Source organism: Stutzerimonas stutzeri, from assembly GCF_000590475.1.
GTDB lineage: Bacteria > Pseudomonadota > Gammaproteobacteria > Pseudomonadales > Pseudomonadaceae > Stutzerimonas > Stutzerimonas stutzeri_D.
This window is the reverse complement of sequence record NZ_CP007441.1, coordinates 2,505,030-2,529,544: the sequence shown is the minus strand read 5'-3', so window position 1 is coordinate 2,529,544 and position 24,515 is coordinate 2,505,030. Positions and strand designations below refer to the sequence as shown.

The following is a 24,515-nucleotide window of genomic DNA, read 5'->3' as shown; positions in this document are numbered from 1 at the left end:
CCCCGTTCAGCGAGCTGACGGGGCGTTTCTGTTCCTGCGTCATCAGATCACGCCAAGGCTACGCAGGTAATCGTCATAGGTGCCGCTGAAATCGGTCACACCCGTATCCGAGAGCTCGATGATGCGCGTCGCCAGAGAGCCGACGAACTCGCGGTCATGGCTGACGAAAATCAACGTGCCCGGATAGTTTTCCAGCGCCAGGTTCAGCGCCTCGATGGAATCCATGTCCAGGTGGTTGGTCGGTTCGTCCATCACCAAAACGTTGGGCTTTTTCAGGATCAGCTTGCCGAACAGCATGCGACCCTGCTCGCCTCCGGAAATGACCCGAACCGACTTGAGGATTTCATCGTTGGAGAACAGCATGCGGCCCAGCGTGCCGCGTACGATCTGTTCGCCACCTTGCGTCCATTGCCCCATCCAGTCGAACAGCGACACGTCGTCTTCGAAGTCATCGGCATGGTCCTGAGCGTAGTAGCCGACATCGGCGCTTTCGGTCCACTTCACCGAGCCAGCATCCGGTTGCAGTTCGCCAACCAGCGTGCGCAGCAGAGTAGTCTTGCCGATTCCGTTCGGCCCGATGATCGCGACCCGCTCACCGGCCTCGACGGTAAAACTGAAGTTCTTGAACAGCGTCTTGCCATCAAAGCCCTTGGCCATGTGCTCCACGGTCACGGCTTGGCGGTGCAGTTTTTTGGTCTGCTCGAAACGGATGAACGGGCTGACGCGGCTGGACGGCTTGACCTCGGCCAACTGGATCTTATCGATCTGCTTGGCACGCGAAGTCGCCTGCTTGGCTTTCGAGGCGTTGGCGGAGAAACGGCTGACGAAGGTCTGCAACTCGGCGATCTGAGCCTTCTTCTTGGCGTTGTCGGCCAGCAGTTGCTCGCGCGACTGGGTCGCCGCGGTCATGTATTCGTCGTAGTTGCCCGGGAACAGTCGCAGCTCGCCGTAGTCCAGGTCAGCCATGTGCGTGCACACGCTGTTCAGGAAGTGCCGGTCGTGGGAAATGATGATCATGGTGCTGTTGCGCGCCGTGAGGACGTTTTCCAGCCAGCGGATAGTGTTGATATCCAAGTGGTTGGTCGGCTCGTCGAGCAGCAGGACCTCCGGGTCGGAGAACAGCGCCTGTGCCAGCAAGACGCGCAGTTTCCAGCCCGGCGCCACCTCGCTCATCGGCCCGAAGTGCTGTTCCAGCGGGATCCCAAGGCCCAGAAGCAATTCGCCAGCCCGGGATTCGGCGGTGTAGCCGTCCATCTCGGCGAATTCGGTTTCCAGCTCGGCGACGGCCATGCCGTCTTCTTCGCTCATCTCCGGCAGGGAGTAGATGCGCTCACGCTCGGCCTTGACCTTCCATAGCTCCTCGTGACCCATGATCACAGCGTCGATGACATTGAAATCTTCGTAGGCGAACTGATCCTGGCGCAGCTTGCCCAGGCGCACGTTGGGCTCGAGCATGACCTGACCAGTAGATGGCTCCAGATCGCCACCGAGAATTTTCATAAAGGTCGACTTGCCGCAGCCATTGGCGCCGATGAGGCCATAGCGATTGCCGTTGCCGAACTTGACGGAAACGTTTTCGAACAGCGGCTTGGCGCCGAACTGCATGGTGATGTTAGCTGTAGAAATCAAGAAGCTCTATCTCGCGGGTTTCAGAGTGTTAGGTTTTCGGCTTGTGCATGCTTTCGACAATCGTGATTGCTCGTCTCTTCGCAACGCCCCTTAACGTTTATCCAGCGGGCGTACGTTAGCAGCAGCATTCGTGCGCAAAGGCCGAGCTGTTGGGATCAAAGTGGGGGTTCGTGCCAGACAGTGCGGCTATTGTCGCATAGCTGCGTCGGCAGTTGTATGAGGCCCACAAAAGCAAACGCCCCGAACCAGTCGGGGCGCTCACTCATCTACCGCTGCGTCGTCAGACTTTTACATAGTCTGCGAGGCTAGCGTTGTCACTGGAGCATCAAACAGCAACTACGTCGATCTTGGCCTTAGCCGCAGACTCGCGGAACTCGGCGATCTGATCGAAGCTCAGGTAGCGATAAACGTCTGCGGCCATGGTGTCGATCTGAGCGGCGTAGACCATGTACTCCTCGACGGTCGGCAGACGGCCAAGAATCGAAGCGACCGCTGCCAGCTCGGCAGAAGCCAAGTACACATTGGTCGCATCGCCCAAGCGGTTGGGGAAGTTACGGGTCGAGGTGGAGACCACCGTCGAGCCGGTTTCGACCCGAGCCTGGTTACCCATGCAGAGCGAGCAGCCTGGCATTTCCAGGCGCGCACCGGCGCGACCGTAGATGCCGTAGTAGCCTTCCTCGGTCAGCTGATGCTGGTCCATCTTGGTCGGCGGCGACAGCCACAGACGGGTCGGCAGGGAGCCTTCGACCTTGTCCAGCAGCTTGCCGGCGGCGCGGAAGTGACCGATGTTGGTCATGCACGAACCGATGAATACTTCGTCGATCTTCTCGCCCTGTACGCTCGAAAGCAGACGGGCATCGTCCGGGTCATTCGGCGCGCAGAGAACCGGCTCGGTGACTTCGGACAGATCAATTTCGATGATCTCGGCGTACTCAGCGTCGGCATCGGCAGCCAGCAGTTCCGGCTTGGCCAGCCAGGCTTCCATGGCCTGAGCGCGACGCTCCAGCGTACGAGCATCGCCGTAACCTTCGCTGATCATCCAGCGCAGCAGGGTGATGTTCGACTGCAGGTACTCGGCGATCGCCGCTTCCGGCAGCTTGATTGTGCAACCGGCAGCGGAGCGCTCAGCAGAGGCGTCGGACAGCTCGAAAGCCTGCTCGACGGTCAGCTCGTTCAGGCCTTCGATTTCGAGAATGCGGCCGGAGAAGATGTTCTTCTTGCCTTTCTTCTCGACGGTCAGCAGGCCTTTCTGGATGGCGTAGTAGGGGATCGCATGGACCAGATCGCGCAGGGTGATGCCGGGCTGCATCTTGCCCTTGAAGCGAACCAGTACTGATTCCGGCATATCCAGCGGCATGACGCCCGTGGCTGCGGCGAAGGCGACCAGACCCGAACCGGCCGGGAAGGAAATGCCCATCGGGAAACGGGTGTGCGAATCACCACCGGTACCTACGGTATCCGGCAGCAGCATGCGGTTCAGCCAGCTGTGGATGATGCCGTCGCCCGGACGCAGGGAAACACCACCGCGGGTCATGATGAAGTCCGGCAGGGTGTGGTGTGTGGTGACGTCGATCGGCTTCGGGTACGCCGCGGTGTGGCAGAACGACTGCATGACCAGGTCAGCGGAAAAGCCCAGGCAAGCCAGGTCTTTCAGCTCGTCGCGAGTCATCGGGCCGGTGGTGTCCTGGGAGCCGACGGTGGTCATCTTCGGCTCGCAGTAGGTGCCCGGGCGAACGCCTTTGCCCTCTGGCAGGCCACAGGCGCGACCGACCATCTTCTGCGCCAGAGTAAAGCCCTTGTTGCTCTCGGCGGGGGCTTCCGGCTTCTTGAACAGATCGGTCGGGCCCATGCCCAGCTCGGCGCGCGCCTTTTCGGTCAGGCCGCGGCCGATAATCAGCGGAATACGGCCGCCAGCACGAACTTCATCGAGCAGGACGTCGGTTTTCAGCTCGAACGTGGTAACCAGCTCGTCGCTGCCGTGGCGACGGACTTCGCCTTTGTACGGATAGACGTCGATCACGTCGCCCATCGCCAGATCGGAGCAGTCGAACTCGATCGGCAGAGCGCCAGCATCTTCCATGGTGTTGTAGAAAATCGGCGCGATCTTGGTGCCGAAGCAGAAGCCGCCGGCGCGCTTGTTCGGTACGTTCGGGATGTCGTCACCGAAGAACCACAGGACCGAGTTGGTCGCGGACTTACGCGAGGAACCGGTACCGACCACGTCGCCCACATAGGCAATCGGGAAACCTTTGGTCGTCAGTTCCTCCATCTGCTTGAGCGGGCCAACCGAGCCAGGAACGTCAGGGTTGATGCCGTCGCGAGCCATTTTCAGCATGGCCAGCGCGTGCAGTGGAATGTCAGGGCGCGACCAGGCGTCCGGGGCTGGCGACAGGTCATCAGTGTTGGTTTCGCCAGTGACCTTGAAAACGGTCAGAGTGACTTTCTCGGCTACCGGGGCGCGGTTCTTGAACCACTCGCCTTCGGCCCACGATTGCATGACGGCTTTGGCGTTGGCATTGCCGGCCTTGGCTTTTTCCGCCACATCATGGAACGCATCGAACATCAGCAGGGTGTGCTTCAGCTGCTTTGCGGTGGTGTCGGACAGCTCGGCATCGTCCAGCAGGTCAACCAGCGTAACGATGTTGTAGCCGCCCTGCATGGTGCCCAGCAGTTCGACAGCGTGCTGCTTGCTGATCAGCGGCGATGTGGCTTCGCCCTTGGCGATAGCGGCTAGGAAGCCGGCCTTGACATAGGCCGCTTCATCCACACCTGCCGGCACGCGGTTGGTGATCAGATCAAGGAGAAATTGTTCTTCGCCGGCTGGCGGGTTTTTCAGGAGCTCGACCAGGCCTGCGGTCTGCTCGGCGTTCAGCGGTTGGGGCACGACGCCCTGGGCGGCACGCTCTTCTACGTGTTTGCGATAGGCTTCAAGCACAGTTTTATACCCTCATCATTGGTCCCTTGGATGTCTCGGGACGCGCATCCGGAAGCTGTTTTCAAAGTTTTACGGCGGGATTGATGCCGGGTGCGCAGGTGAGAGGGATCTGCGCACCCGGTAGGTAGCCGGTTAACTGTGCTCGTGACGCTTTGAAAACAGCTTCTTACGGATTGTGGCGCCTAAAACGGCGGGCTGATTCTACTGGAACGGGCCCGTAAAGTTAAGTGAAACGCCGTGGCCACTGAATTTAGCGCGTCCTGCCGGGTTGTCGCGAAAGCACGTTGGAGTACCGCGAGGTGCGGGCCGCGCAGACAAGAAGCTGGTGTGTGGCTGGATTGTTCCGTGACCCGGCTTGGACAAAAGTCTAAGATACGGCGCTGTTCTTCGGTCCACCGTCCGTTATGTCCAATCAGCGCATCAAAACCCCTTGCGTGGGCCTCTGTTCCACTGTTTACGGTGATCTCGTCTGCCGTGGCTGCAAACGCTTCCATCATGAAGTGGTCAGCTGGAATGCCTATGACGAGGCAAGCAAACGCTCCGTTTGGCGGCGGTTGGAGCTGCTCCTGGCGCAGGTGATGGCGGCTAAGCTGGAAATTTTCGATGAGGAGCTGTTGCGCCGCCAACTGGAAAGCAGGCAGATCCGTTTCGTTGCGGAACAGTCGCCGTACTGTTGGGCCTATCAGCTTATCGCCCGGGGAGCGCGGGTGATCCAGCAGCTCGAGGCATACGGCGTGGTGTTGCTTCCGGAGTTCCGCGACTGGTCACTGCCCGAACTTCGCGACGCTATCGACCGGGAGTTCTTTCTTCTTTCAGAGGCGCACTATCAGCGCTATATCGCACCAGGGTTGCTGAGCGAGACGAGCGGCTAGGCCTGCGCCGTAGCGGCAGTAACAGGCGGCGAGCTTGGTTATCGACGTGCCAGCTGTTCCAGGTGGCCGATGATGTCGTCCGGTTTGAGTACCAGAACATCGCTCTCCAACGCATCAAGCACTACCTCCGCGGTGTTGCCCATCAGCGCGCCCGAGAATCCGGTGCGGGCTACCGTACCCATAACGGTCACAACGGCCCGCAATTCATGGCACACACGAGGAATCAGGGCATCGGCTGGACCCTCCTCGATATGTAGATGGCTATCTGGAATGTCGAATTCGGCCTGGAACTGTTTACAGGCATCGCGATAGCGCGCCTCGATGGTTTCCTTGAGCTGAAAAGCGGGGTCGGCCGCCGAGAGCATGGCCGACGGATGGGCGCTGATAACGTGCAAGCTGCCTTCAGCAAGCGAGGCAATTTCGAAGCCATGATTGACGATGCTGGCGTGGAGCGTGCGATGTTCGAGATCCGCGTTGCCCACATCGACCGCGGCGAGCACCGTGCCGCCGGTCCAGGGCGCTTCGGTTTTGACCATCAGCACGGGGCAGGGGCAGTAACGCAGCAGTTTCCAGTCGTCCGGCGTCAGCAGTGCCCGCTTCAAGGGTGTGTCGACGATGTGCTGCTTTATCACCAGGCCACAGCCTTCGGCTTGCTGTACCGCGATGATCGTCTGGTGAAGATTGTCATGCCAGGCCTGATGGACGGCTACGGTGTGCCCCTGATTCTCCAGTTCTGCGCGAAGCCTGGCGAGGTATCCGCTGTGCTCATGCTTGCCGTCGCAGACTAGAAGATGCAGTTGTGCCTGACTGACGCTGCCGATCAGGCGCGCTCGTTTCAATGCCAGGTTATAGGGCAGGTTTGGATCAATTACCACGAGGATGCTGCGAATGGCTTGCATGATCGGCTCCATTCCGGTTGCGTATGACTTCACTATAGCCAAGGCAACGCATTTGGTTTTGATGCAGGTCAAACTGCGCTGGCCGCAGAAAAAACGGCTCGTATAATGCACGTCGTCCGCGGCTTCGAATCGCGGTGTTACCGCCGTTCACCTCTTATGCGAATACACCTCACCATGCTCCCCGAATTGAATGAATTTCTCGGCTGTGCAACGCCGGATGCCTGGGTCGACGTTGCGCTACGGAACCAGGACGTGATGCTCATCGATCACGGTAATTGCGAGAAGAAGGCCGCTGGCGCTGCCTTTCAGCTGATGTTCCGATATATCGACAAGCCCGATCTGCAGAACAAGATGTCGCGTCTGGCGAGAGAAGAATTGCGGCACTTCGAGCAGGTGCTGTCGATTATCCGCAAGCGCGATATCGGCCTGCGCAACATCGGCTCGTCACGTTACGCCGCCGGATTGCGGGAATTGGTGCGCAACCATGAGCCTTATCGACTCACCGATACTCTGGTGATAGGGGCCTTTATCGAGGCGCGGTCTTGCGAGCGCTTTGCGATGCTCGTGCCGCACCTGGATGAAGAGCTGGGCAAGTTCTATCACGGTTTGCTGAAGTCCGAGGCGAGGCATTTCCAGGATTACCTGAAGCTGGCGTATCTCTACGGCGATGCGGCAGATATCGACGCGACCATCGTTCGGGTCCGTGAGCGCGAGTGCGAGCTGATCGAAAGCCCGGATAACGAGTTTCGCTTTCACAGCGGTGTACCGAGCGCCGCCTGATTCGTTTCAGTCCAAGTCGAACGGAGCTTGGTGAAAGCCTGACTCATCGATTTGCAGGGCCCAGCCCTGGCGGTCCCAGTCCCCCAGGACGATGCGCCTGGCGGGTTGATCATCGATTTCGAGTGAATGCGTTGCAGGGCGGTGAGTGTGACCGTGGATCAGGGTTCTGACTTTGTGGCGCTGCATGACCCGGATCACTTCGTCGGGCGTCACGTCGACGATATCGCTGGCTTTCATGCGCGTCTCTTCCTTACTGCTCGAGCGCAGCTTTTGCGCCAGTTTCTGACGCTTGGCCAGCGAGAGATGGTGCAAGATGAACAGGCTGACCGGGTTGCGCAGCCAGCGCCGTAGCCGCATGTAACCTTCGTCTCGCGTGCACAGATTGTCGCCGTGCATCAGCAGTATTCGCTCTCCGCCAAACTGCGCAATATGCGGGTCGGCCAGAAGCGTACACCCGGCTTCCCGGCAGAACGCCTTGCCGATCATGAAGTCGCGGTTACCGTGCATCAGGTAAATTCGCGTTCCACGTTGACTCAATGCCTTCAGCGCCTCAGCTATCTCGTGCTGATAGGGCGTCATGCCGTCGTCGCCGACCCACACCTCAAAGAAATCACCCAGTATATAAAGCGCCTCGGCCTGGGGCGCTCGTGTATCAAGGAAACGAAGAAACGCCCGCGTGATGTCCGCGCGTCGTTCTTCCAGGTGCAGGTCGGAAATCAGCAGGATCAATGCGATTACTCGACGATCTCGGCTTTCTCGATGACCACATCTTCCACTGGCACGTCCTGATGACCTGACTTCATTGTGGTCGGAACGCCCTTGATCTTCTCGACCACGTCCATGCCTTCGACCACTTCGCCGAACACGGCGTAGCCCCAACCTTGAACGGTCGGCGCGGTGTGATCCAGGAAGTCGTTATCCTTGACGTTGATGAAGAACTGCGCGGACGCCGAATGAGGCTCCATGGTGCGTGCCATGGCCAGAGTGCCGGTCTTGTTGGAAAGACCATTGTTGGCTTCGTTCTTGATCTGAGCACGGGTGGCTTTTTGCTTCATGCCTGGCTCGAAGCCGCCGCCCTGAATCATGAAATTACTAATCACGCGGTGAAAGACGGTACCGTCGTAGTGACCGCTCTTCACATACTCCTTGAAGTTGGCGGTGGTTTCCGGGGCTTTGTCTTCAAACAGCTTGACGGTGATGACGCCATGATTGGTGTGGAGTTTGATCATTGGAAGCCTTCCTTAATTAGAAGCGGGAGAATTCGTGCCATGACGGCCCAACCGGCGCCTGGCGAGAATGGACGTCGCCATTGCAGGCATCGCGCGCTGGGCGCTTTGCTCTGTCAGGGGGTTGACGGGTCCGCTATGATAGGCGCTTTGATTTGGCCGGCCTACCCTGAGAGAGATTTGCAAATTACTGCGCTCGGCGATGCCGTGTTGAAACCAGTCTCGAAATGCTCATGTGCAAACCGTACATTCCGCTCTTTCGACTGGTTTCGCCTTGCCTGGCCATCCTCGTTAATTTGTAAACCGCTCTCTGAGCCGCACACTCGCAGATCGTTAAGGACATCATGAGCAAGCCTGAGACCACCGCAGCCACCAACTTTCTCCGCCCCATCGTCCAGGCCGATCTGGAATCGGGCAAGCATGCCAAGATCGTCACGCGCTTTCCGCCCGAGCCCAACGGTTATCTGCATATCGGCCATGCCAAGTCGATCTGCCTGAACTTCGGCCTGGCCAAGGAGTTCGGGGGTGAGTGCAACCTGCGTTTTGACGACACCAACCCGGCCAAGGAAGATCAGGAATACATCGACGCCATCAAGAATGATGTGCAGTGGCTTGGCTTCCAGTGGGCGGGTGAAGAGCGCTACGCCTCCAACTATTTCGACCAGTTACACGCCTGGGCCGTTGAGCTGATCATGGCAGGCAAAGCCTACGTCTGCGATCTGACGCCTGATCAGGCTCGGGAATACCGTGGCAGCCTGACCGAACCGGGCAAGAACAGCCCATTCCGTGATCGCTCGGTCGAAGAGAACCTGGATCTGTTCGCACGGATGAAGGCAGGTGAATTTCCAGAGGGCGCCAAGGCGCTGCGCGCGAAAATCGATATGGCCTCGCCGAACATGAATCTGCGCGACCCGATTCTCTATCGTATTCGCCATGCGCATCATCACCAGACCGGCAACGACTGGTGCATCTACCCGAGCTATGACTTCACTCATGGCCAGTCGGATGCCATCGAAGGCATCACCCATTCGATCTGCACCCTGGAGTTCGAAGATCATCGCCCGCTCTACGAGTGGTTTCTCGAGAATCTGCCGGTGCCGGCGCGTCCGCGCCAGTATGAATTTGCCCGTCTCAACCTGAACTTCACCATCACCAGCAAGCGCAAGCTCAAGCAGCTGGTCGATGAAAAGCATGTCAGCGGCTGGGACGACCCGCGCATGTCGACGCTCACCGGCTATCGTCGACGCGGTTATACCCCCGCGTCGATTCGTGCCTTCTGCGACATGATCGGGGTGAACCGCGCGGGTGGCGTGGTCGATATCGGCATGCTCGAGTTTGCGATTCGCGAGGACCTGGACGCCAATGCGCCGCGAGCCATGTGCGTGCTCAAGCCATTGAAGGTTGTGATCACTAACTATCCCGAAGGCCAGACCGAGAATCTGGAGCTGCCTCGTCATCCAAAACAGGACATGGGCATGCGTCAGTTGCCGTTTTCCCGCGAGATCTACATCGACGCCAGCGATTTCGAAGAGGTTCCGCCAGCAGGCTTTAAGCGCCTGGTCCCGGGCGGTGAAGTGCGGCTGCGCGGCAGCTACGTGATCCGTGCCGACGAAACGGTGAAGGACGCACAAGGCAATATCGTTGAGTTGCGCTGTTCCTACGATGAGAACACGCTGGGCAAAAACCCGGAAGGTCGTAAGGTCAAGGGCGTCGTTCATTGGGTGCCGGCCGCCGAGAGTGTGGAGTGCGAAGTGCGTCTGTACGACCGCCTGTTCCGCTCGGCTAATCCCGAGAAAGACGAGGAAGGCGGCAGCTTCCTGGACAACATCAATCCCGAGTCGCTGGTGGTGCTCAAGGGCTGCCGAGCCGAGCCATCGCTGGCTTCGGCCGAAGCCGAAGCCGAAGGCCGTTTTCAATTCGAGCGCGAGGGCTATTTCTGCGTCGACCGCAAAGACAGCCGTCCGGACGCCATGGTGTTCAACCGTACCGTGACGCTGCGTGACTCCTGGGGAGGCCAGTAATGGCGCTGTCGATCTACAACACCCTGACCAAGGCCAAGGAGCCCCTCAAGCCGCTGATTGATAACCAGGTGCGCATGTACGTATGTGGCATGACGGTCTATGACTTCTGCCACATCGGCCATGCGCGGGTCATGGTGGCGTTCGACGTGGTCTCGCGTTGGCTGCGCCAGCGCGGCTATGACCTGACCTACGTGCGCAACATTACCGATATCGACGACAAGATCATCCGCCGCGCCCAGGAAAACGGTGAAAGCTTCGACGCGCTCACCGGGCGTATGATCGCTGCGATGCATGAGGACGAGGCTAGGCTCAGCGTCTTGCGTCCGGATCTCGAGCCGCGTGCGACCGAGCACATCGCCGGCATGCACAGCATGATCCAGACCTTGATCGACAAGGGCTTCGCCTACGCGCCGGGTAATGGCGATGTCTATTACCGAGTCGGCAAGTTCGTCGGCTACGGCAAACTGTCACGGCGCAAGATCGAAGACCTGAAGATCGGAGCTCGCATCGAAGTTGACGAAGCCAAGCAAGACCCGCTGGATTTCGTGCTTTGGAAGGCGGCCAAGCCGGGCGAACCGAGCTGGGATTCGCCGTGGGGAGCGGGGCGTCCGGGTTGGCATATCGAATGCTCGGTCATGTCCACCTGCTGCCTGGGTGAGACCTTCGACATCCATGGTGGGGGCCCCGATCTCGTGTTTCCGCACCACGAAAACGAAATCGCACAGAGCGAAGCGGCGACCGGCAAGCTGTACGCCAACGCCTGGATGCACGCTGGAGCGGTCCGTGTCGATGGGGAGAAGATGTCCAAGTCGCTGGGCAATTTCTTCACCATCCGCGAGGTGCTGGAAAAGTATCAGCCGGAAGTGGTTCGCTATCTGTTGGTTTCCAGCCACTACCGCAGCCCGATCAACTATTCCGAAGACAGCCTGAAAGAAGCCAAAGGCGCGCTTGAGCGCTTCTACCATGCCTTAAAGGGCCTGCCTGACGCGGCGCCCATAGGCGGTGAGGCTTTCATTGAACGTTTCTCGGCGGCGATGGACGACGACTTCAATACCCCGGAAGCCTGCGCTGTGCTCTTTGAATTGGCTCGCGAGGTCAACCGTCTGCGCGTGTCCGATCCGCAGGCCGCTGCTGGCTTGGCGGCGCGCCTAAAGGCGCTGGCCGAACCGCTTGGTGTGCTGCATCTGGAGCCGGACGACTTCCTGCAAGCCGGTGCCGCAGGCAAGGTAGACGCAGCTGAGGTGGAGGCGCTGATCGCCGCTCGCCTGCAGGCTCGCGTCGAGAAAAACTGGGCAGAGTCCGACCGCATCCGCGATCAGCTCACCGCGATGAACGTGGTCTTGGAAGACGGCAAGGGCGGGACGACCTGGCGGCTGGCTGACTGACTGCCGCCGATAAGATATAGGCCGCTGCGTGCGGCCTTTTTCGTTCGTGGGCAACGACTCCTTCTAACGGGCTCGTTGACGCGCAGCATTCAATCCAGACGCTTCTGATACGGGACACCGAAAGGCCAACAGGATGGCGCAAAAAACCAACAGCAGACCGGTGCCCATGAATGGCAGGTTCTTGGCGATCCTCAATCCCCGGGCGGAACCAGTGTGGCAATCAGTAATTAACATTGCCGCGCTCGCCTGCGAGAGCGACCGCGGTGTACAGCACCTTGGTCATGGCAGGTCTTCAAACCTTCAGCCCTTGCTCGCGTAGGCGTTTGTACAGGGTGTTGCGGCTCATCCCCAGGTTGCGGGCCAAGTGCGAAATGTTTCCGCGGCAGGCGTGGTAATGGCTGGCCAGATCGTCGCTCGGGGAGGGATTGGTTTCTAGAACGCGCGACGGCGATGAGATCGGAGCGCGTTCCAGGTCATCGAAGAAGTCGTCCGGCAGGTGCTCGGGGCGGATCGGTTGATCGTCGGCCAGGGCTAACGCGACCTGGATAACGCTGCTCAACTGGCGAATATTCCCTGGCCAAGGGTGGCTATCGAACAGGCGACGCACTTCGGCGCTCAACCCGGTCCATTGCTGGGGTTCTCGATACTGCTCCCAAACTCGTTGGAATAGCGCCTGCTTGTCGCGACGGGCTCGTAACGGCGGCAGCTCAACATTTAGCCCGCTGACGCGATAGAACAGGTCCTGGCGAAAACGACCGCTTTCGACTTCCTGGCGTAGCGAGCGGTTTGTTGCGCAGATCAGGCGAAAGTCGACGGGGAAGGGCTCTCCGCCACCGAGCGGCTGGACGCTGCGGTCCTGCAGTACGCGTAGCAGGCGCGCCTGGAGATTCAGCGGCATATCGCCGATTTCGTCGAGGAACAGCACACCTCGATCCGCCTTGCGGATCAAGCCGAGGCTGCCTTTCTGATGAGCACCAGTGAACGCACCTTTCTCGTAGCCGAATAGTTCGGACTCGATCAGTTCGCCGGGTATGGCCGCGCAGTTCACTGCGATCAGTGGTGCCTTGGCCCGCGAGCTGGCTGCATGCAGCGCCTTGACCAGGACTTCCTTGCCGACACCCGTTTCACCGTGCACCAGAATCGGAACGTCCTTTTCCAGCATGAGCCTGGCCTGGCGAATCACCTTGTGGACTTGCGGGTCGCCCTGATCGATGCCAGCTAGGTCGATGGGTTGTTCCGATCGAGCCGCCGTGCGGAAGTCGCGCGGCTGAATGCGAGGTTTTTGTGGACGTCGCACGATGCCGTGAAAGCGATGGCGGCCCATTGCTCGCAACAGCAAGGGCTGATCTTCCGGTTGATTGAGCAGCTGTAATAACGGGACGTCGAAGAGCATGTCGATGCGGGTCCGCGTCAGCGTCACCCCGAGCAGATTGTCGGCGCGCCGGTTGGCCGAGACGATCAGTCCGGACTCGTCAAATAGCAGTAACCCGGCCCATTGACTGTCGAGATTGTCCTGTCCGGTGTTGAAGGTCAGCTGGAAATAGTCGTCATGGAACAGATTGAGGATCAGCCGGTTCTCCACCGATTGGCTCATCATCTTGACCATGCCGAGCGTGTGCGAAGGAGGGAGATAGCTGTCGCTGGAGACGTCGAGTACCGCGATCAGTTGGCGCTGCGCATCGAAGATGGGGGAAGCCGCGCCGGAAAGATAGCGATTGGCCTTGAGAAAATGCTCGTCGCGCTGAATATGCACGGCCTGCCCGCTGGCCAGTGCAGTGCCGATCGCATTGGTTCCGGTGTCGCGCTCCATCCAGCTCGCGCCGGGCCTGAATCCACGCTGCTGGGAAGGTTCGACAAAGCGTCGATCGCCCCAGGATTCGAGCAGCTGTCCGCCACTGTCCGCCAGGAGTATCAGACAGCTCGAATTCGAAAGGATGTTTTCGTAGTACGGGAGCACCTCGCGCTGGGTGGTTTGCACCAGGCTGCGTTGGCGTTCCAGCAGTGCATTGACGTCCTGCTCTGCGGGTTGGCCAAAACTGGGAATGCTGAGCGGATTCAGCCCGTAGCGCTCGCAGCGGTTCCACGAATCTTCTACCAGGGCCTGATGTGAGATGGACTGGGCTGGGTCGGCCATGTTGCCTCTTTGGATGTGCAGATTATTGTTGTTATCGGCCGTTGACGCGGCGGTCGGCTTTGAACAGTCTTGTTCATTTCTGTTCGCTGTCAATGTTCACAATTGTTCATTTTGAACACTCGAGAACAACGCTTTCTGCGGAAAACAATGAGCTAGAGCCTTTTCCCAACGCTGGCACGGATATCGCTTTTCACCCTTCATAACAATAGAAGGATGAGACATGTCCCTCACGCTGGAACACATCACCAAGTCAGTCGATGGGCAGCTGCATATCGACGACGCCAGCCTTAACTTCGAGCCAGGCTCATTCAACGTTCTGATCGGGCGCACCCTGTCGGGCAAGACCTCGCTGATGCGACTCATGGCGGGGCTCGACAAGCCGAATCAGGGACGAATCCTGATGAACGGCGCCGACGTAACCGGCGTACCGGTGCGCAAGCGCAACGTGTCGATGGTGTATCAACAGTTCATCAATTACCCGACGCTGAGCGTCTTCGAGAACATTGCCTCACCGTTGCGACAGGCTGGCATGAGCAAGGCGGAAATCGAACGTAAGGTGCGCGAAACCGCTGAAATGCTGCACATCGAAGGCTTTCTTCAACGGCACCCGCTGGAGCTCTCGGGCGGGCAGCAGCAACGCACCGCGATGGCCCGGGCGCTGGTAAAAGACGCGGATCTAATCCTGTTCGACGAGCCGCTGGTCAATCTCGACTACAAGCTGCGCGAAGAACTCCGCCAGGAAATGCGCGAGCTGTTCAAGACGCGGCGCAGCATTGCTGTCTATGCCACTACCGAGCCCAACGAGGCGCTGGCGCTGGGTGGAACGGCCACTGTCCTGCATGAAGGTCGCGTGATTCAGAGCGGACCGACGTCCGAGGTATACCACCGGCCTAGCCAGATGCTCAGTGCCGAGCTGTTTTCCGAGCCACCAATAAATCTGTTGCCGGGGCGGATCGGCGCTAACGAGGTGAGCTTTCAGGACTGCATGCACTTTCCCCTCAATGCCGACCTGCGCGCATTGAGCGAGGGGGAATACCGGTTCGGCATCCGACCCAGCCATATCGGGCTCGTGCCGTCCAATGACGACGACCTTGAGGTGGCCGGTATGGTCGAGTTGGCGGAAATCAGCGGTTCGGAAACGTTCCTGCACGTGCGCAACGAACATTTCAGCTTGGTGCTGCATCTGCAAGGCGTGCATGACTACGCCGTTGACTCGCCAATCCGGGTGTACATCCCGACCCACAAGTTGTTTGTGTTCGATGCTGCCGGGCAGTTGGCCCAGGCACCGGCCCGACGCGTCTGAGGAGAGCGCCATGGCGGAGATTCGCTTGCAGAACCTTGCTCACAGTTACAGCCCGCAGCCGAGTGGTGCGGCGGACTATGCCATTCGCGAGATGGACCACGTGTGGGAGCAGGGCGGCGCCTATGCGCTGCTGGGTCCCTCCGGCTGCGGCAAATCGACCTTGCTCAACATCATTTCAGGATTGCTCAGCCCATCCGAGGGGCAGGTGCTGTTCGACGCGCGCGAAGTCAACAGGATGTCGCCAGAGCAACGCAACATCGCCCAGGTTTTCCAGTTCCCGGTCGTCTACGACACCATGACCGTCTTCGATAATCTGGCTTTCCCGTTGCGCAATCAGGGCGTTCCGGAAGCGCGGGTTACCAGTAAGGTGCACGAGATCGCCGAGGTGCTCGATCTCCATCCATTGCTCAAGCGAAAGGCTCGCAACCTGACCGCGGACGAGAAACAGAAGGTGTCCATGGGACGTGGCCTGGTACGCGATGACGTGTCGGCAATTCTCTTCGACGAGCCGCTCACCGTCATCGATCCGCATCTGAAATGGAAACTGCGGCGCAAGCTCAAGCAGATCCACGAACAGTTCAATATCACCATGATTTACGTCACCCACGATCAGCTGGAGGCATCGACCTTCGCTGACAAGATTGCGGTGATGCATGGCGGGCAGATCGTCCAGTTCGGCACGCCAAGGGAGTTGTTCGAGCGACCACAGCACACCTTTGTCGGGTTCTTCGTTGGCAGTCCGGGAATGAACCTGATCGACGTGCGGGCCGAGGAGGGCGGCGTCGGGTTCGGCGATCTGCATCTACCCCTTTCCGATGCCTTGCTTGCGCGATTGCCCGACGTAGCTGGGTGTCGCTTGCAGATCGGCGTTCGTCCGGAGTTCGTTCAGGTTTCCGACGAGGCTGCTGTGGGCGGAATGCAGGCCGACGTGGTGCGCGTGGAGGATCTGGGAACCTACAAAATCCTCACGCTGCGCCTGCAAGGGCATTTGCTCAAGGCGCGACTGCCTGAAGATCATCCCGTCCCGAAAAGCCAGGCCTGGCTAGGCTTCCCTGCCCAGTGGCTGATGCTCTACGCCGATGATCGGCTGGTGGAGGACATGCCATGACCAAGATTCAGGACAATCGCGCGTGGTGGCTGGTGTTACCGGTGTTTCTGCTGGTCGCCTTCAGCGCCATTCTGCCGATGATGACCGTGGTGAACTATTCAGTTCAGGACATCTTCGATTCCTCGACTCGGTTCTTCGTCGGCGCGGATTGGTACCGCCAGATTCTTCACGACCCTCGCCTGCATGACTCACTGCTGCGGCAGTTCATCTATTCCGGTTGCGTGCTGTTGATCGAAATACCCTTGGGCATCGCGGTCGCGCTGACCATGCCAACCCGAGGGCGCTGGGCTTCCCTGTGCCTGATCGTGATGGCGATTCCATTGCTGATTCCATGGAACGTAGTCGGGACAATCTGGCAGATCTTCGGGCGGGCAGACATTGGCCTGCTGGGCTATAGCCTTCGAGAGATGGGTATCCACTACAACTATGCATCCAATACCCGCGATGCCTGGGTAACAGTATTGGTCATGGATGTCTGGCACTGGACCTCCTTGGTCGCGCTGCTGTGCTACTCGGGTTTGCGGGCGATCCCGGATGCCTATTACCAGGCCGCGCGCATCGACAGGGCCTCGAGCTGGGCAGTGTTTCGCTACATCCAGTTGCCCAAGCTCAAGAGCGTGCTGCTGATCGCCGTGATGCTGCGCTTCATGGACAGCTTCATGATCTACACCGAGCCGTTCGTGCTCACTGGTGGCGGTCCGGGCAATGCCACCACCTTCCTCAGTCAGACGCTGACCAAGATGGCGGTAGGGCAGTTCGATCTTGGCCCGGCGGCGGCGTTCTCCCTGATCTATTTCCTGATCATCCTGCTGGTGTCCTGGCTGTTCTATACGGCCATGACCCATGGCGACCAGAACTGAAGAGGACCCACTGATGAACCTGCGCAAGCGAGTGGTACTGATCCTCTATATCGCCTTTCTGATGGTGCCGATCTACTGGCTGGTCAACATGTCGTTCAAGAGCAATACCGAGATTCTCGGTGGCCTTACGCTCTGGCCTCGGGACCTCACGCTGGACAACTACAAGGTGATCTTCACTGATCGCAGCTGGTACAGCGGCTACATCAACTCGTTGTACTACGTGTGCCTGAACACGGTCATTTCGCTGACCGTAGCGCTGCCGGCCGCCTATGCTTTTTCGCGCTTCCGCTTTCTCGGCGACAAGCATCTGTTCTTCTGGCTCTTGACCAACCGCATGGCGCCCCCGGCGGTCTTCCTGCTGCCATTTTTCCAGCTCTATTCGTCGATTGGACTGTTCGACACGCACATCGCGGTGGCCTTGGCGCACTGCCTGTTCAACGTCCCGCTGGCGGTCTGGATTCTCGAAGGCTTCATGTCTGGCGTGCCCAAGGAAATCGATGAAACCGCCTATATCGATGGTTACAGCTTTCCCAAGTTCTTCGTGAAGATTTTCATTCCGTTGATCGGCTCGGGCATTGGCGTGACAGCCTTCTTCTGCTTCATGTTTTCGTGGGTCGAGCTGCTGTTGGCTCGCACGCTGACCTCGGTTGACGCCAAACCCATTGTGTCGGTGATGACTCGGACCGTTTCCGCTTCAGGGATTGACTGGGGTGTGCTGGCAGCCGCCGGGGTGCTGACCATCCTGCCGGGCATGCTGGTGATCTGGTTCGTTCGCAATCACGTGGCCAAGGGCTTCGCCCTGGGTCGGGTATAGGAGATCACGCATGAACTGGATGGCCTGGACCACCCCTACTGCATCCTTCTTCGCGGTAATTGGCGTGATGCTGGCGGTGATGAGCGCGTGGGAGCTGAAGCGGCCTTGTGTGCCGCGCAAGGGCTTTCTGCCCATCGTCACCACGCGCGGCGATCGATTGTTCATTGGACTTCTGGGCAGCGCCTATTGGCACCTTCTGCTGATAGGGCTGACCGACTGGAGCATCTGGATAGCGTCCGCGCTGTCTCTCGTCTGGTTGTTTGCAGTGATGCGCTGGGGTTGAGCCTCGTGGCCCATCCCTCCGAAAAACCCAAAGGAGGTGTTTATGTTCGAGAATAAAAACAACACCCGACATGGCATGGCGATCGCGGCCTTGCTGACGTTGTCCGGCATTGCAGGAACGGCATGGGCCGATGCCTATGAAGATGCGGCCAAGAAATGGGTCGAGTCGGAATTCAATCCCTCGACCCTGTCGCCGGAACAGCAGATGGAGGAGTTGCGCTGGTTCATCAAGGCCGCCGAGCCTTTCCGTGGGATGGAAATCAACGTCGCATCGGAAACCATCACAACCCATGAGTATGAGTCCAAGACCCTGGCGCGGGCTTTCAGCGAAATTACCGGTATCAAGCTGCGCCACGACTTGATGCAGGAGGGTGATGTTGTCGAGAAGCTGCAGACGCAAATGCAATCCGGCAAGAACATTTACGATGGCTATATCAATGACTCCGACCTGATCGGCACCCATTTCCGTTACGGCAAGGCGGTCGCGATCAGCGACATGATCAAGAACGAGGGCAAGGACGTGACCTTGCCGACGCTCGACCTCGATGATTTCATCGGGATTTCCTTTACCACCGGCCCAGACGGCAAGCTCTATCAGCTACCCGACCAGCAATTCGCCAACCTCTACTGGTTTCGCGCCGACTGGTTCGAGCGGCCCGAGCTGAAAAAGCAATTCAAGGAGCGCTATGGCTATGAGCTCGGCGTGCCGGTGAACTGGTCCGCCTACGAAGACATCGCCGAGTTTTTCAGCAAGTACGTCAAGGAAATCGACGGCCAGCGGGTCTACGGCCACATGGATTACGGCAAGAAAGACCCATCGCTCGGCTGGCGCTTCACCGACGCCTGGTTCTCCATGGCAGGAGCCGGCGACAAGGGCCTGCCAAACGGCTTGCCAGTGGACGAGTGGGGCATCCGCGTCGAGGATTGCCATCCAGTCGGCTCGAGTGTCTCTCGCGGCGGCGCCACGAACGGTCCGGCCGCGGTCTACGCGACGCAGAAATACGTCGACTGGATGCGCCAGTACGCACCGCCAGAAGCCCAGGGCATGACATTCTCCGAGTCCGGCCCGGTTCCGGCGCAGGGCAACATCGCGCAGCAGATATTCTGGTACACCGCCTTTACCGCCGACATGACCAAGCCAGGTCTGCCAGTGGTCAACGAGGACGGCACGCCGAAATGGCGAATGGCGCCGTCCCCCAAAGGACCGTATTGGGAAGAGGGCATGAAGCTCGGCTATCAAGACACCGGCTCCTGGACCTTCCTCAACTCGACACCGGAGAAACGCCGTCTGGCTGCATGGCTCTACGCGCAGTTCACCGTGTCGAAAACCGTGTCGCTGAAGAAGACGCTGGTCGGTCTGACGCCGATCCGTGAATCCGACATCAATTCCAATGCCATGACCGAAGCGGCGCCGAAGTTAGGTGGTCTGGTCGAGTTCTACCGCAGCCCGGCGCGGGTACAGTGGACGCCAACCGGAACCAACGTGCCGGATTATCCACGTCTGGCGCAGCTCTGGTGGCAGTACATTGCCGAAGCGGCCAGCGGCGACAAGTCCCCTCAAGAGGCGCTGGATGGTCTTGCCGAAGCGCAGGACACCATGATGGCGCGGCTGGAGCGGGCCAACGTCCAGCCCAAGTGCGGTCCAAAGCTTAACGAGCCGCGTGATCCAGAGTACTGGCTGAAGCAGGCCGGATCGCCGAAACCCAAACTGGAAAATGAAAAGCCTCAGGGTCAAACCATCAGCTATGACGAGCTGATCAAGTCCTGGGAGCAGAAGCGCTAAGCGTCGCTGCATTTGTGAACGCGTCATAGAAAACGGCACCTCAGGGTGCCGTTTTTTTGTATCACGCTGGCTCAGGGCAGCGCCTGACGCTCAGGCTTCGTTCAGATCAGCCGTGCAAATGTTCCGCGGCGTGCAGCGTATTTTCCAGCAGGCAGGCGCGGGTCATCGGGCCGACACCACCCGGCACCGGGGTAATCCAGCTGGCGCGTTGTACCGCCACCTCGAACTCGACGTCCCCGACCAGCTTGCCGTCAGCTTGGCGGTTGATCCCGACATCGATGACGATGGCGCCTTCCTTGATCCAGTCGCCTTTTACCAGGCCAGTAATGCCCGTCGCGACCACGATCAAATCGGCGCGCTTGACGTGGTCGGCCAGATCATGGGTAAAACGGTGGGTGACGGTTGTCGTACAGCCTGCCAGCAGCAATTCCAGCGCCATCGGGCGACCGACAATATTGGACGCACCGACCACCACTGCATTGAGCCCGTGCAGATCCACACCGGTGCTTTCGAGCAGCGCCATGATGCCTTTCGGTGTGCAGGGGCGTAGCAGCGGCATACGCTGCGCGAGTCGGCCGATATTGTATGGGTGGAAACCATCGACGTCCTTGTCCGGACGGATGCGCTCAAGCAACTGCGAAGCATCCAGGTGCTTAGGTAGGGGCAGCTGAACAAGAATGCCATCAATAAGCGGATCTTCATTGAGCTGATCGATAAGCGCCAGCAGGTCCGTCTGGCTGGTCGTTGCCGGTAGGTCATGGGCAGTGGACTTGAACCCAACTTCCTCGCAGTCCTTGCGCTTATGCGCTACATAAACCTGAGAGGCCGGGTCTTTGCCCACCAGGATCACTGCCAGCCCCGGTATCCTGAGGCCCTGCTTAGATCGCTCGGCAACCCTGCCGGCAATCTGTTGGCGAATATTGGCAGCGATCTTTTTACCGTCGATCAGTTTTGCGGTCATGACGCTTAATTAACCATCGAGAAGGATTGAAAAAGGAGGCGCATTCTCGCACGGTGGCACCGTCCGGCAAAGGCAATGCGATGACGGATTCCCGTAACCCCTTTACCAGGCTGAATTTTTTTCGGTTTGGCTGTTGACGACATGCCGGCAGGCCATTAAGATTCGCCCCGCTTGTCGAGCACAGCTTGCTGCTGGGTAAGACGGCTTTTGAAGGTCGAGGCCTTCATTGGCTGAAGCTTGAAGTCTGCGCTCTGATAGGTTGCAGATAAAAGCGCCCGTAGCTCAGCTGGATAGAGCATCCGCCTTCTAAGCGGATGGTCGCAGGTTCGAGTCCTGCCGGGTGCGCCATTTCGGGCTCTGGCACAAGCAAGGCAATATGGTGGGCGTAGCTCAGTTGGTAGAGCACAGGATTGTGGCTCCTGCGGTCGTGGGTTCGAACCCCATCGTCCACCCCATATTCCGAAACGCCAGGCAGTGCCTGGCGTTTTCGTTTAGCAGTTTGCGGACGTGGTGAAATTGGTAGACACACCAGATTTAGGTTCTGGCGCCGCAAGGTGTGAGAGTTCGAGTCTCTCCGTCCGCACCATTACATGATTTCGAGAGCTCTCTGGAGCAATCGAAAATCCCTGAAAGCCCCGTAACAGGGGCTTTTTTGTGCCTTGCGTTTATCTGCTCTGCTCAGGAGCTACCCTACCAGCGCCGATCGAGGTGCATAGATGTGTCTCTAACGCGTATACCTGAGTTTTTTACACCTGGCGCTTCAGGCACTGCTGTACGGCAAGCAAAGCAGCGGAGACGGATTACACGATCGGCGACAGCTACGGCTTGGCGCTCCTCGCGCAACGCAAGCAGCCGGTACTGGATTTCGCTGAAGCTACCAAGGCAAAAAGCGGAAAATGTCTTTAGGCATATACCTATTTCCCATAGGCGTGCTCGCGAAACGCGGAATTGCTGCCGGATCCGGCTCGCCGACGGCTTGGACCACGCCAATCTGGCGCTGGCACTGAGGGGTCCAAAAAGCGTTTCCGTAAGGTCGCTGACGAGTGGGACGCCTTCGAAAATCCAAGGCTTACCCAAGGCTGCAAAAGCTTTGGGGCACAGACACGACGTTGTCTAGCAAAGATATTCTTCCGCTTCTGGCGAAATGCCGACGGCGACAGAGCCTACCGGCACGCCGAAGGCGTTGAACAGCCTCACCGCATCCTCACCCGGGCGCGCAAGAGGAAAGGGGATCGGTACCGAGGGCCTCTTGAAGTGCTTCGGCCAACGTCTGGCTGGTGAAGGGCTTTGGCAGCACGCGAAATCCGTGCTCGGCGGCGATGCGCTCGGTGTAGCCGGTCGCCAGTATGATGCGCAACGTGGGATACAAGTGTCGCACTTGCTCGGCGAGTCCTATGCCATCCATCCGCCCAGGCATCACGATATCCGACAGGAGCAGATGGATTGTTGGCTGATCCGCATCGCTCAGCCTCGCCAGGGCGGCCTCTGCATTGGCGGCCTCGTCGATCTGATATCCCAGCGACTCGATCATCGACACCATGACCTCTCGAACCTCGGCATCGTCGTCGACCAGCAATACGCGCGCCGTTCGAGCCGCGCACGCTGGCGGGAGCTGAACCGTAGGTGGAGCTTCCGCCAGATGCTCGATGCGCGGTACCACGAGGGTGATACGCGTGCCCTTACCGACTTCACTCTCTATCGACACCGCACCGCCGGATTGTCGAGCGAAACCATAGACCTGGGCGAGTCCAAGACCTGTGCCTTCGCCTACCGCCTTGGTGGTGAAGAACGGCTCGAATGCTCGGGCCTGGACCGTCTTGCTCATGCCGCAGCCCGCGTCGGCAACCTCCACACATAGGTAGGGGCCTTCAGGCAGCTCCAGGCGGTTGTCATGTGAGAGCGACAGATCGTACAGGCTAATGACTAGCGGGCCGCCACTGGGCATCGCGTCGCGCGCGTTTATTGCCAGGTTGAGAATGGCCAGTTCACACTGCACGGGGTCCAGCACGGTTGGCCACGCTCCTTCAGGAAGCGTGAGTTTCAGCGCCACGTGATTGGGAAGCGCCCCAGTCAAAAGCTCGTTCATGCCAATGATCAACGCTCGAACGTCCACCTGTTCGGCATCGGCGGTACGGCTGCGGCTGAAGATCATGAGATGTCGCGTAAGCCGGGTGGCGCGTTGTGCTGATCGCTGGCAGGCCTCGATCGCGCGCTTGGCCCTCGGGTGCGTGCTCAGCATGTCCGCTAGCTGCAACCCCGTGGTCATGCTCTGCAGAATATTATTGAATTCATGCGAGATGCCGGCAGTCAGGTTCCCCAGCGCTTCGAGCTTCTGGCCTTGAAGTAAGGCCCGATGGGAGCGTTCGGCCTGGGCCAGGGCACCTTGCACCCGTTCGGCCATCTCCTGATTTGCCCGATGAATGGTGACACTGGCCTGGGCAAGGACCTGTGCGGTCCGGTCGGTCTCGTCCACGCCGGTCCGAGGCGCTTCGATTATCTCGCCACGGGCCATGGCCCCTGCGGCAAGATCAAGTTGCGCGAGCGGACGGGTGATCGTGCGACCCACCGCGATGGCGAGTCCGATCGCCAAGGCCAGCACACCGACAATACCGAATGCGACGGTCACGATGGGCGCCAGTACGCTGGTGAGCAGGTCATGCCTGGGGATCGCGATCAAAATCGTCCAGCCCGAGGCCTCGGCTCGGCTGAAGAAGGTCGCCACGTCCTCACCGTCGCGGGTAATGGACTTCACCTTCCCGTCACGGACGGCGGAGGCGCGTAGCATTTCGACGAAGTCGGCGCTGGCATGCTTGCCAACATGACTATCTGGATCGCGGGTGCGGGCGACGATGGTATGTCGCTGGTCCAGAATCACGCCGAGCCAGCGCTTGGGGAGGTCTTGCGCTTCGAGTAGCGCGCTAAGCGAAGTCACCGGGAACTTCATGGTGAGGAAATAGATGACCCGGCCGTCGCGTAGTACCGGCCGGTGGATCGCGATGCTGTCGGTCTGGGTAATGGGGTCGTGAAACAGTGGGCTGACCTGGAGCCGGAGATCGGATCCAGGCGCCGGATAAACCGGCAGACTTGGTGGCATCGGCAGGGGTTCGCCAAAGGGGTAATCCGAATCAGCCAAGGGAATTCCGTCAGGATCGAAAATTGTCACGCCCGAGCCCGTCGGGTGTCTGGTCTGCCGCAGGCGTTCGTGGAAGATGCGCAGGTCCCCTTTTATGAGGGTTGGCGAGGCCGCTAAGGTGGTTACGATCGCTCCGTACCGGGCCAGTTCACGATCGACCGATAGCGCCACTGCGCGGGTGGCTTCCTGCATGCCCCGATCGACCTGGACGGACTGCGCCTGGTAAACCGAATAGGTGGCGAAGAGCGCAAAGATCAATGCCGGTGCGATAACAGCTATTACAAGCCAGACCAGACGAGCGCGGATAGTCACTTAAGCGGGAGTTCCTGCGTGCGGGTGCTGCGGTATGTGCGCGGCACGTATTGCTTAGAACACGTGGCAGCGCGTGAT

18 protein-coding genes and 3 tRNA genes are annotated in these 24,515 nt (G+C 59.3%); 13 read left to right on the top strand and 8 right to left on the bottom strand.

Annotation, left to right across the window (positions count from 1 at the left end; all coding sequences use genetic code 11):
• Positions 1 to 42: 42 nt before the first annotated feature.
• A complete protein-coding gene (locus CH92_RS11620) occupies positions 43 to 1,629 on the bottom strand; it encodes an ABC-F family ATPase (RefSeq protein WP_025241947.1) in 1,587 nt (528 codons plus the stop codon).
• Between the two features lie 325 nt (positions 1,630 to 1,954).
• On the bottom strand, positions 1,955 to 4,564 hold the full coding sequence (gene acnB / locus CH92_RS11615) for a bifunctional aconitate hydratase 2/2-methylisocitrate dehydratase (protein ID WP_025241946.1): 2,610 nt from the start codon (positions 4,562 to 4,564) through the stop codon (positions 1,955 to 1,957).
• A gap of 404 nt (positions 4,565 to 4,968) precedes the next feature.
• Here acnB and CH92_RS11610 point away from each other — a divergent pair, with 404 nt between their 5' ends.
• The gene (locus CH92_RS11610) at positions 4,969 to 5,436 is read left to right on the top strand and encodes a DUF1289 domain-containing protein (RefSeq protein WP_025241945.1); all 468 of its coding nucleotides are present in this window, start codon (positions 4,969 to 4,971) and stop codon (positions 5,434 to 5,436) included.
• 38 nt (positions 5,437 to 5,474) lie between these two features.
• Here the strand turns inward: CH92_RS11610 and CH92_RS11605 are convergent, their stop codons facing one another.
• Positions 5,475 to 6,335, bottom strand: coding sequence for a universal stress protein (locus CH92_RS11605; RefSeq protein ID WP_025241944.1), 861 nt, complete (start codon positions 6,333 to 6,335; stop codon positions 5,475 to 5,477).
• A gap of 174 nt (positions 6,336 to 6,509) precedes the next feature.
• Between CH92_RS11605 and CH92_RS11600 the strand changes: the two genes are divergently transcribed.
• Positions 6,510 to 7,115 (top strand): tRNA-(ms[2]io[6]A)-hydroxylase, encoded by a 606-nt coding sequence (locus tag CH92_RS11600; protein ID WP_025241943.1) that lies wholly within the window; start codon positions 6,510 to 6,512, stop codon positions 7,113 to 7,115.
• A 6-nt stretch (positions 7,116 to 7,121) separates the two neighbouring features.
• Here the strand turns inward: CH92_RS11600 and lpxH are convergent, their stop codons facing one another.
• Entirely contained in the window at positions 7,122 to 7,844 is a 723-nt protein-coding gene (lpxH, locus tag CH92_RS11595) for a UDP-2,3-diacylglucosamine diphosphatase (RefSeq protein WP_025241942.1), read from the bottom strand.
• 5 nt (positions 7,845 to 7,849) lie between these two features.
• Complete coding sequence (locus tag CH92_RS11590; protein WP_025241941.1) at positions 7,850 to 8,344, bottom strand: peptidylprolyl isomerase; 495 nt, start codon at positions 8,342 to 8,344, stop codon at positions 7,850 to 7,852.
• Between the two features lie 341 nt (positions 8,345 to 8,685).
• Between CH92_RS11590 and CH92_RS11585 the strand changes: the two genes are divergently transcribed.
• Together CH92_RS11585 and cysS are read left to right on the top strand one after the other, a co-directional pair.
• Positions 8,686 to 10,362 carry a glutamine--tRNA ligase/YqeY domain fusion protein gene (locus CH92_RS11585; protein ID WP_025241940.1) on the top strand — a complete coding sequence of 559 codons (1,677 nt, stop codon included), beginning with the start codon at positions 8,686 to 8,688 and terminating at the stop codon, positions 10,360 to 10,362.
• Complete coding sequence (gene cysS / locus CH92_RS11580) at positions 10,362 to 11,747, top strand: cysteine--tRNA ligase (RefSeq protein WP_025241939.1); 1,386 nt, start codon at positions 10,362 to 10,364, stop codon at positions 11,745 to 11,747. Before CH92_RS11585 ends, cysS begins: the two co-directional genes overlap by 1 nt.
• 292 nt (positions 11,748 to 12,039) lie before the next feature.
• On the opposite strand, the gene CH92_RS11575 is transcribed toward cysS, so the two are convergent.
• Complete coding sequence (locus CH92_RS11575; protein WP_025241938.1) at positions 12,040 to 13,881, bottom strand: sigma-54-dependent Fis family transcriptional regulator; 1,842 nt, start codon at positions 13,879 to 13,881, stop codon at positions 12,040 to 12,042.
• A gap of 220 nt (positions 13,882 to 14,101) precedes the next feature.
• Here CH92_RS11575 and CH92_RS11570 point away from each other — a divergent pair, with 220 nt between their 5' ends.
• The 6 genes from CH92_RS11570 to CH92_RS11545 are packed head-to-tail and all read left to right on the top strand — an operon-like array spanning position 14,102 to position 20,031.
• Complete coding sequence (locus CH92_RS11570; protein WP_025241937.1) at positions 14,102 to 15,184, top strand: ABC transporter ATP-binding protein; 1,083 nt, start codon at positions 14,102 to 14,104, stop codon at positions 15,182 to 15,184.
• Positions 15,185 to 15,194: 10 nt separating this feature from the next.
• Positions 15,195 to 16,292: an ABC transporter ATP-binding protein gene (locus CH92_RS11565; RefSeq protein ID WP_025241936.1), complete on the top strand. Its 1,098-nt coding sequence runs from the start codon at positions 15,195 to 15,197 to the stop codon at positions 16,290 to 16,292.
• Positions 16,289 to 17,152 (top strand): carbohydrate ABC transporter permease, encoded by an 864-nt coding sequence (locus tag CH92_RS11560; RefSeq protein WP_025241935.1) that lies wholly within the window; start codon positions 16,289 to 16,291, stop codon positions 17,150 to 17,152. Before CH92_RS11565 ends, CH92_RS11560 begins: the two co-directional genes overlap by 4 nt.
• 13 nt (positions 17,153 to 17,165) lie before the next feature.
• Positions 17,166 to 17,966, top strand: coding sequence for a carbohydrate ABC transporter permease (locus CH92_RS11555; RefSeq protein ID WP_025241934.1), 801 nt, complete (start codon positions 17,166 to 17,168; stop codon positions 17,964 to 17,966).
• A 10-nt stretch (positions 17,967 to 17,976) separates the two neighbouring features.
• The gene (locus CH92_RS11550) at positions 17,977 to 18,249 is read left to right on the top strand and encodes a DUF2160 domain-containing protein (protein ID WP_025241933.1); all 273 of its coding nucleotides are present in this window, start codon (positions 17,977 to 17,979) and stop codon (positions 18,247 to 18,249) included.
• A 42-nt stretch (positions 18,250 to 18,291) separates the two neighbouring features.
• Positions 18,292 to 20,031: an ABC transporter substrate-binding protein gene (locus tag CH92_RS11545; protein WP_025241932.1), complete on the top strand. Its 1,740-nt coding sequence runs from the start codon at positions 18,292 to 18,294 to the stop codon at positions 20,029 to 20,031.
• A gap of 106 nt (positions 20,032 to 20,137) precedes the next feature.
• Here CH92_RS11545 and folD read toward each other — a convergent pair whose 3' ends face one another.
• Positions 20,138 to 20,992 (bottom strand): bifunctional methylenetetrahydrofolate dehydrogenase/methenyltetrahydrofolate cyclohydrolase FolD, encoded by an 855-nt coding sequence (folD, locus tag CH92_RS11540; protein ID WP_025241931.1) that lies wholly within the window; start codon positions 20,990 to 20,992, stop codon positions 20,138 to 20,140.
• A 271-nt stretch (positions 20,993 to 21,263) separates the two neighbouring features.
• On the opposite strand from folD, the gene CH92_RS11535 reads away from it, so the two are divergent.
• The 3 genes from CH92_RS11535 to CH92_RS11525 all read left to right on the top strand — a co-directional run bounded on the left by CH92_RS11535 (position 21,264) and on the right by CH92_RS11525 (position 21,578).
• Positions 21,264 to 21,340, top strand: a tRNA-Arg gene (locus CH92_RS11535).
• Between the two features lie 31 nt (positions 21,341 to 21,371).
• A tRNA-His gene (locus CH92_RS11530) sits at positions 21,372 to 21,447 on the top strand.
• Between the two features lie 46 nt (positions 21,448 to 21,493).
• A tRNA-Leu gene (locus CH92_RS11525) sits at positions 21,494 to 21,578 on the top strand.
• A gap of 618 nt (positions 21,579 to 22,196) precedes the next feature.
• On the opposite strand, the gene CH92_RS11520 is transcribed toward CH92_RS11525, so the two are convergent.
• Complete coding sequence (locus CH92_RS11520) at positions 22,197 to 24,437, bottom strand: hybrid sensor histidine kinase/response regulator (RefSeq protein ID WP_025241930.1); 2,241 nt, start codon at positions 24,435 to 24,437, stop codon at positions 22,197 to 22,199.
• Between the last annotated feature and the right edge of the window lie 78 nt (positions 24,438 to 24,515).

Coding starts and splice junctions, on each gene's coding strand:
- CH92_RS11610 (WP_025241945.1), top strand. CDS start 4,969: ATGTCCAATCAGCGCATCAAAACCCCTTGCGTGGGCCTCTGTTCCACT.
- CH92_RS11605 (WP_025241944.1), bottom strand. CDS start 6,335: ATGCAAGCCATTCGCAGCATCCTCGTGGTAATTGATCCAAACCTGCCC.
- CH92_RS11600 (WP_025241943.1), top strand. CDS start 6,510: ATGCTCCCCGAATTGAATGAATTTCTCGGCTGTGCAACGCCGGATGCC.
- CH92_RS11590 (WP_025241941.1), bottom strand. CDS start 8,344: ATGATCAAACTCCACACCAATCATGGCGTCATCACCGTCAAGCTGTTT.
- CH92_RS11585 (WP_025241940.1), top strand. CDS start 8,686: ATGAGCAAGCCTGAGACCACCGCAGCCACCAACTTTCTCCGCCCCATC.
- cysS (WP_025241939.1), top strand. CDS start 10,362: ATGGCGCTGTCGATCTACAACACCCTGACCAAGGCCAAGGAGCCCCTC.
- CH92_RS11575 (WP_025241938.1), bottom strand. CDS start 13,881: ATGGCCGACCCAGCCCAGTCCATCTCACATCAGGCCCTGGTAGAAGAT.
- CH92_RS11570 (WP_025241937.1), top strand. CDS start 14,102: ATGTCCCTCACGCTGGAACACATCACCAAGTCAGTCGATGGGCAGCTG.
- CH92_RS11565 (WP_025241936.1), top strand. CDS start 15,195: ATGGCGGAGATTCGCTTGCAGAACCTTGCTCACAGTTACAGCCCGCAG.
- CH92_RS11560 (WP_025241935.1), top strand. CDS start 16,289: ATGACCAAGATTCAGGACAATCGCGCGTGGTGGCTGGTGTTACCGGTG.
- CH92_RS11555 (WP_025241934.1), top strand. CDS start 17,166: ATGAACCTGCGCAAGCGAGTGGTACTGATCCTCTATATCGCCTTTCTG.
- CH92_RS11550 (WP_025241933.1), top strand. CDS start 17,977: ATGAACTGGATGGCCTGGACCACCCCTACTGCATCCTTCTTCGCGGTA.
- CH92_RS11545 (WP_025241932.1), top strand. CDS start 18,292: ATGTTCGAGAATAAAAACAACACCCGACATGGCATGGCGATCGCGGCC.
- folD (WP_025241931.1), bottom strand. CDS start 20,992: ATGACCGCAAAACTGATCGACGGTAAAAAGATCGCTGCCAATATTCGC.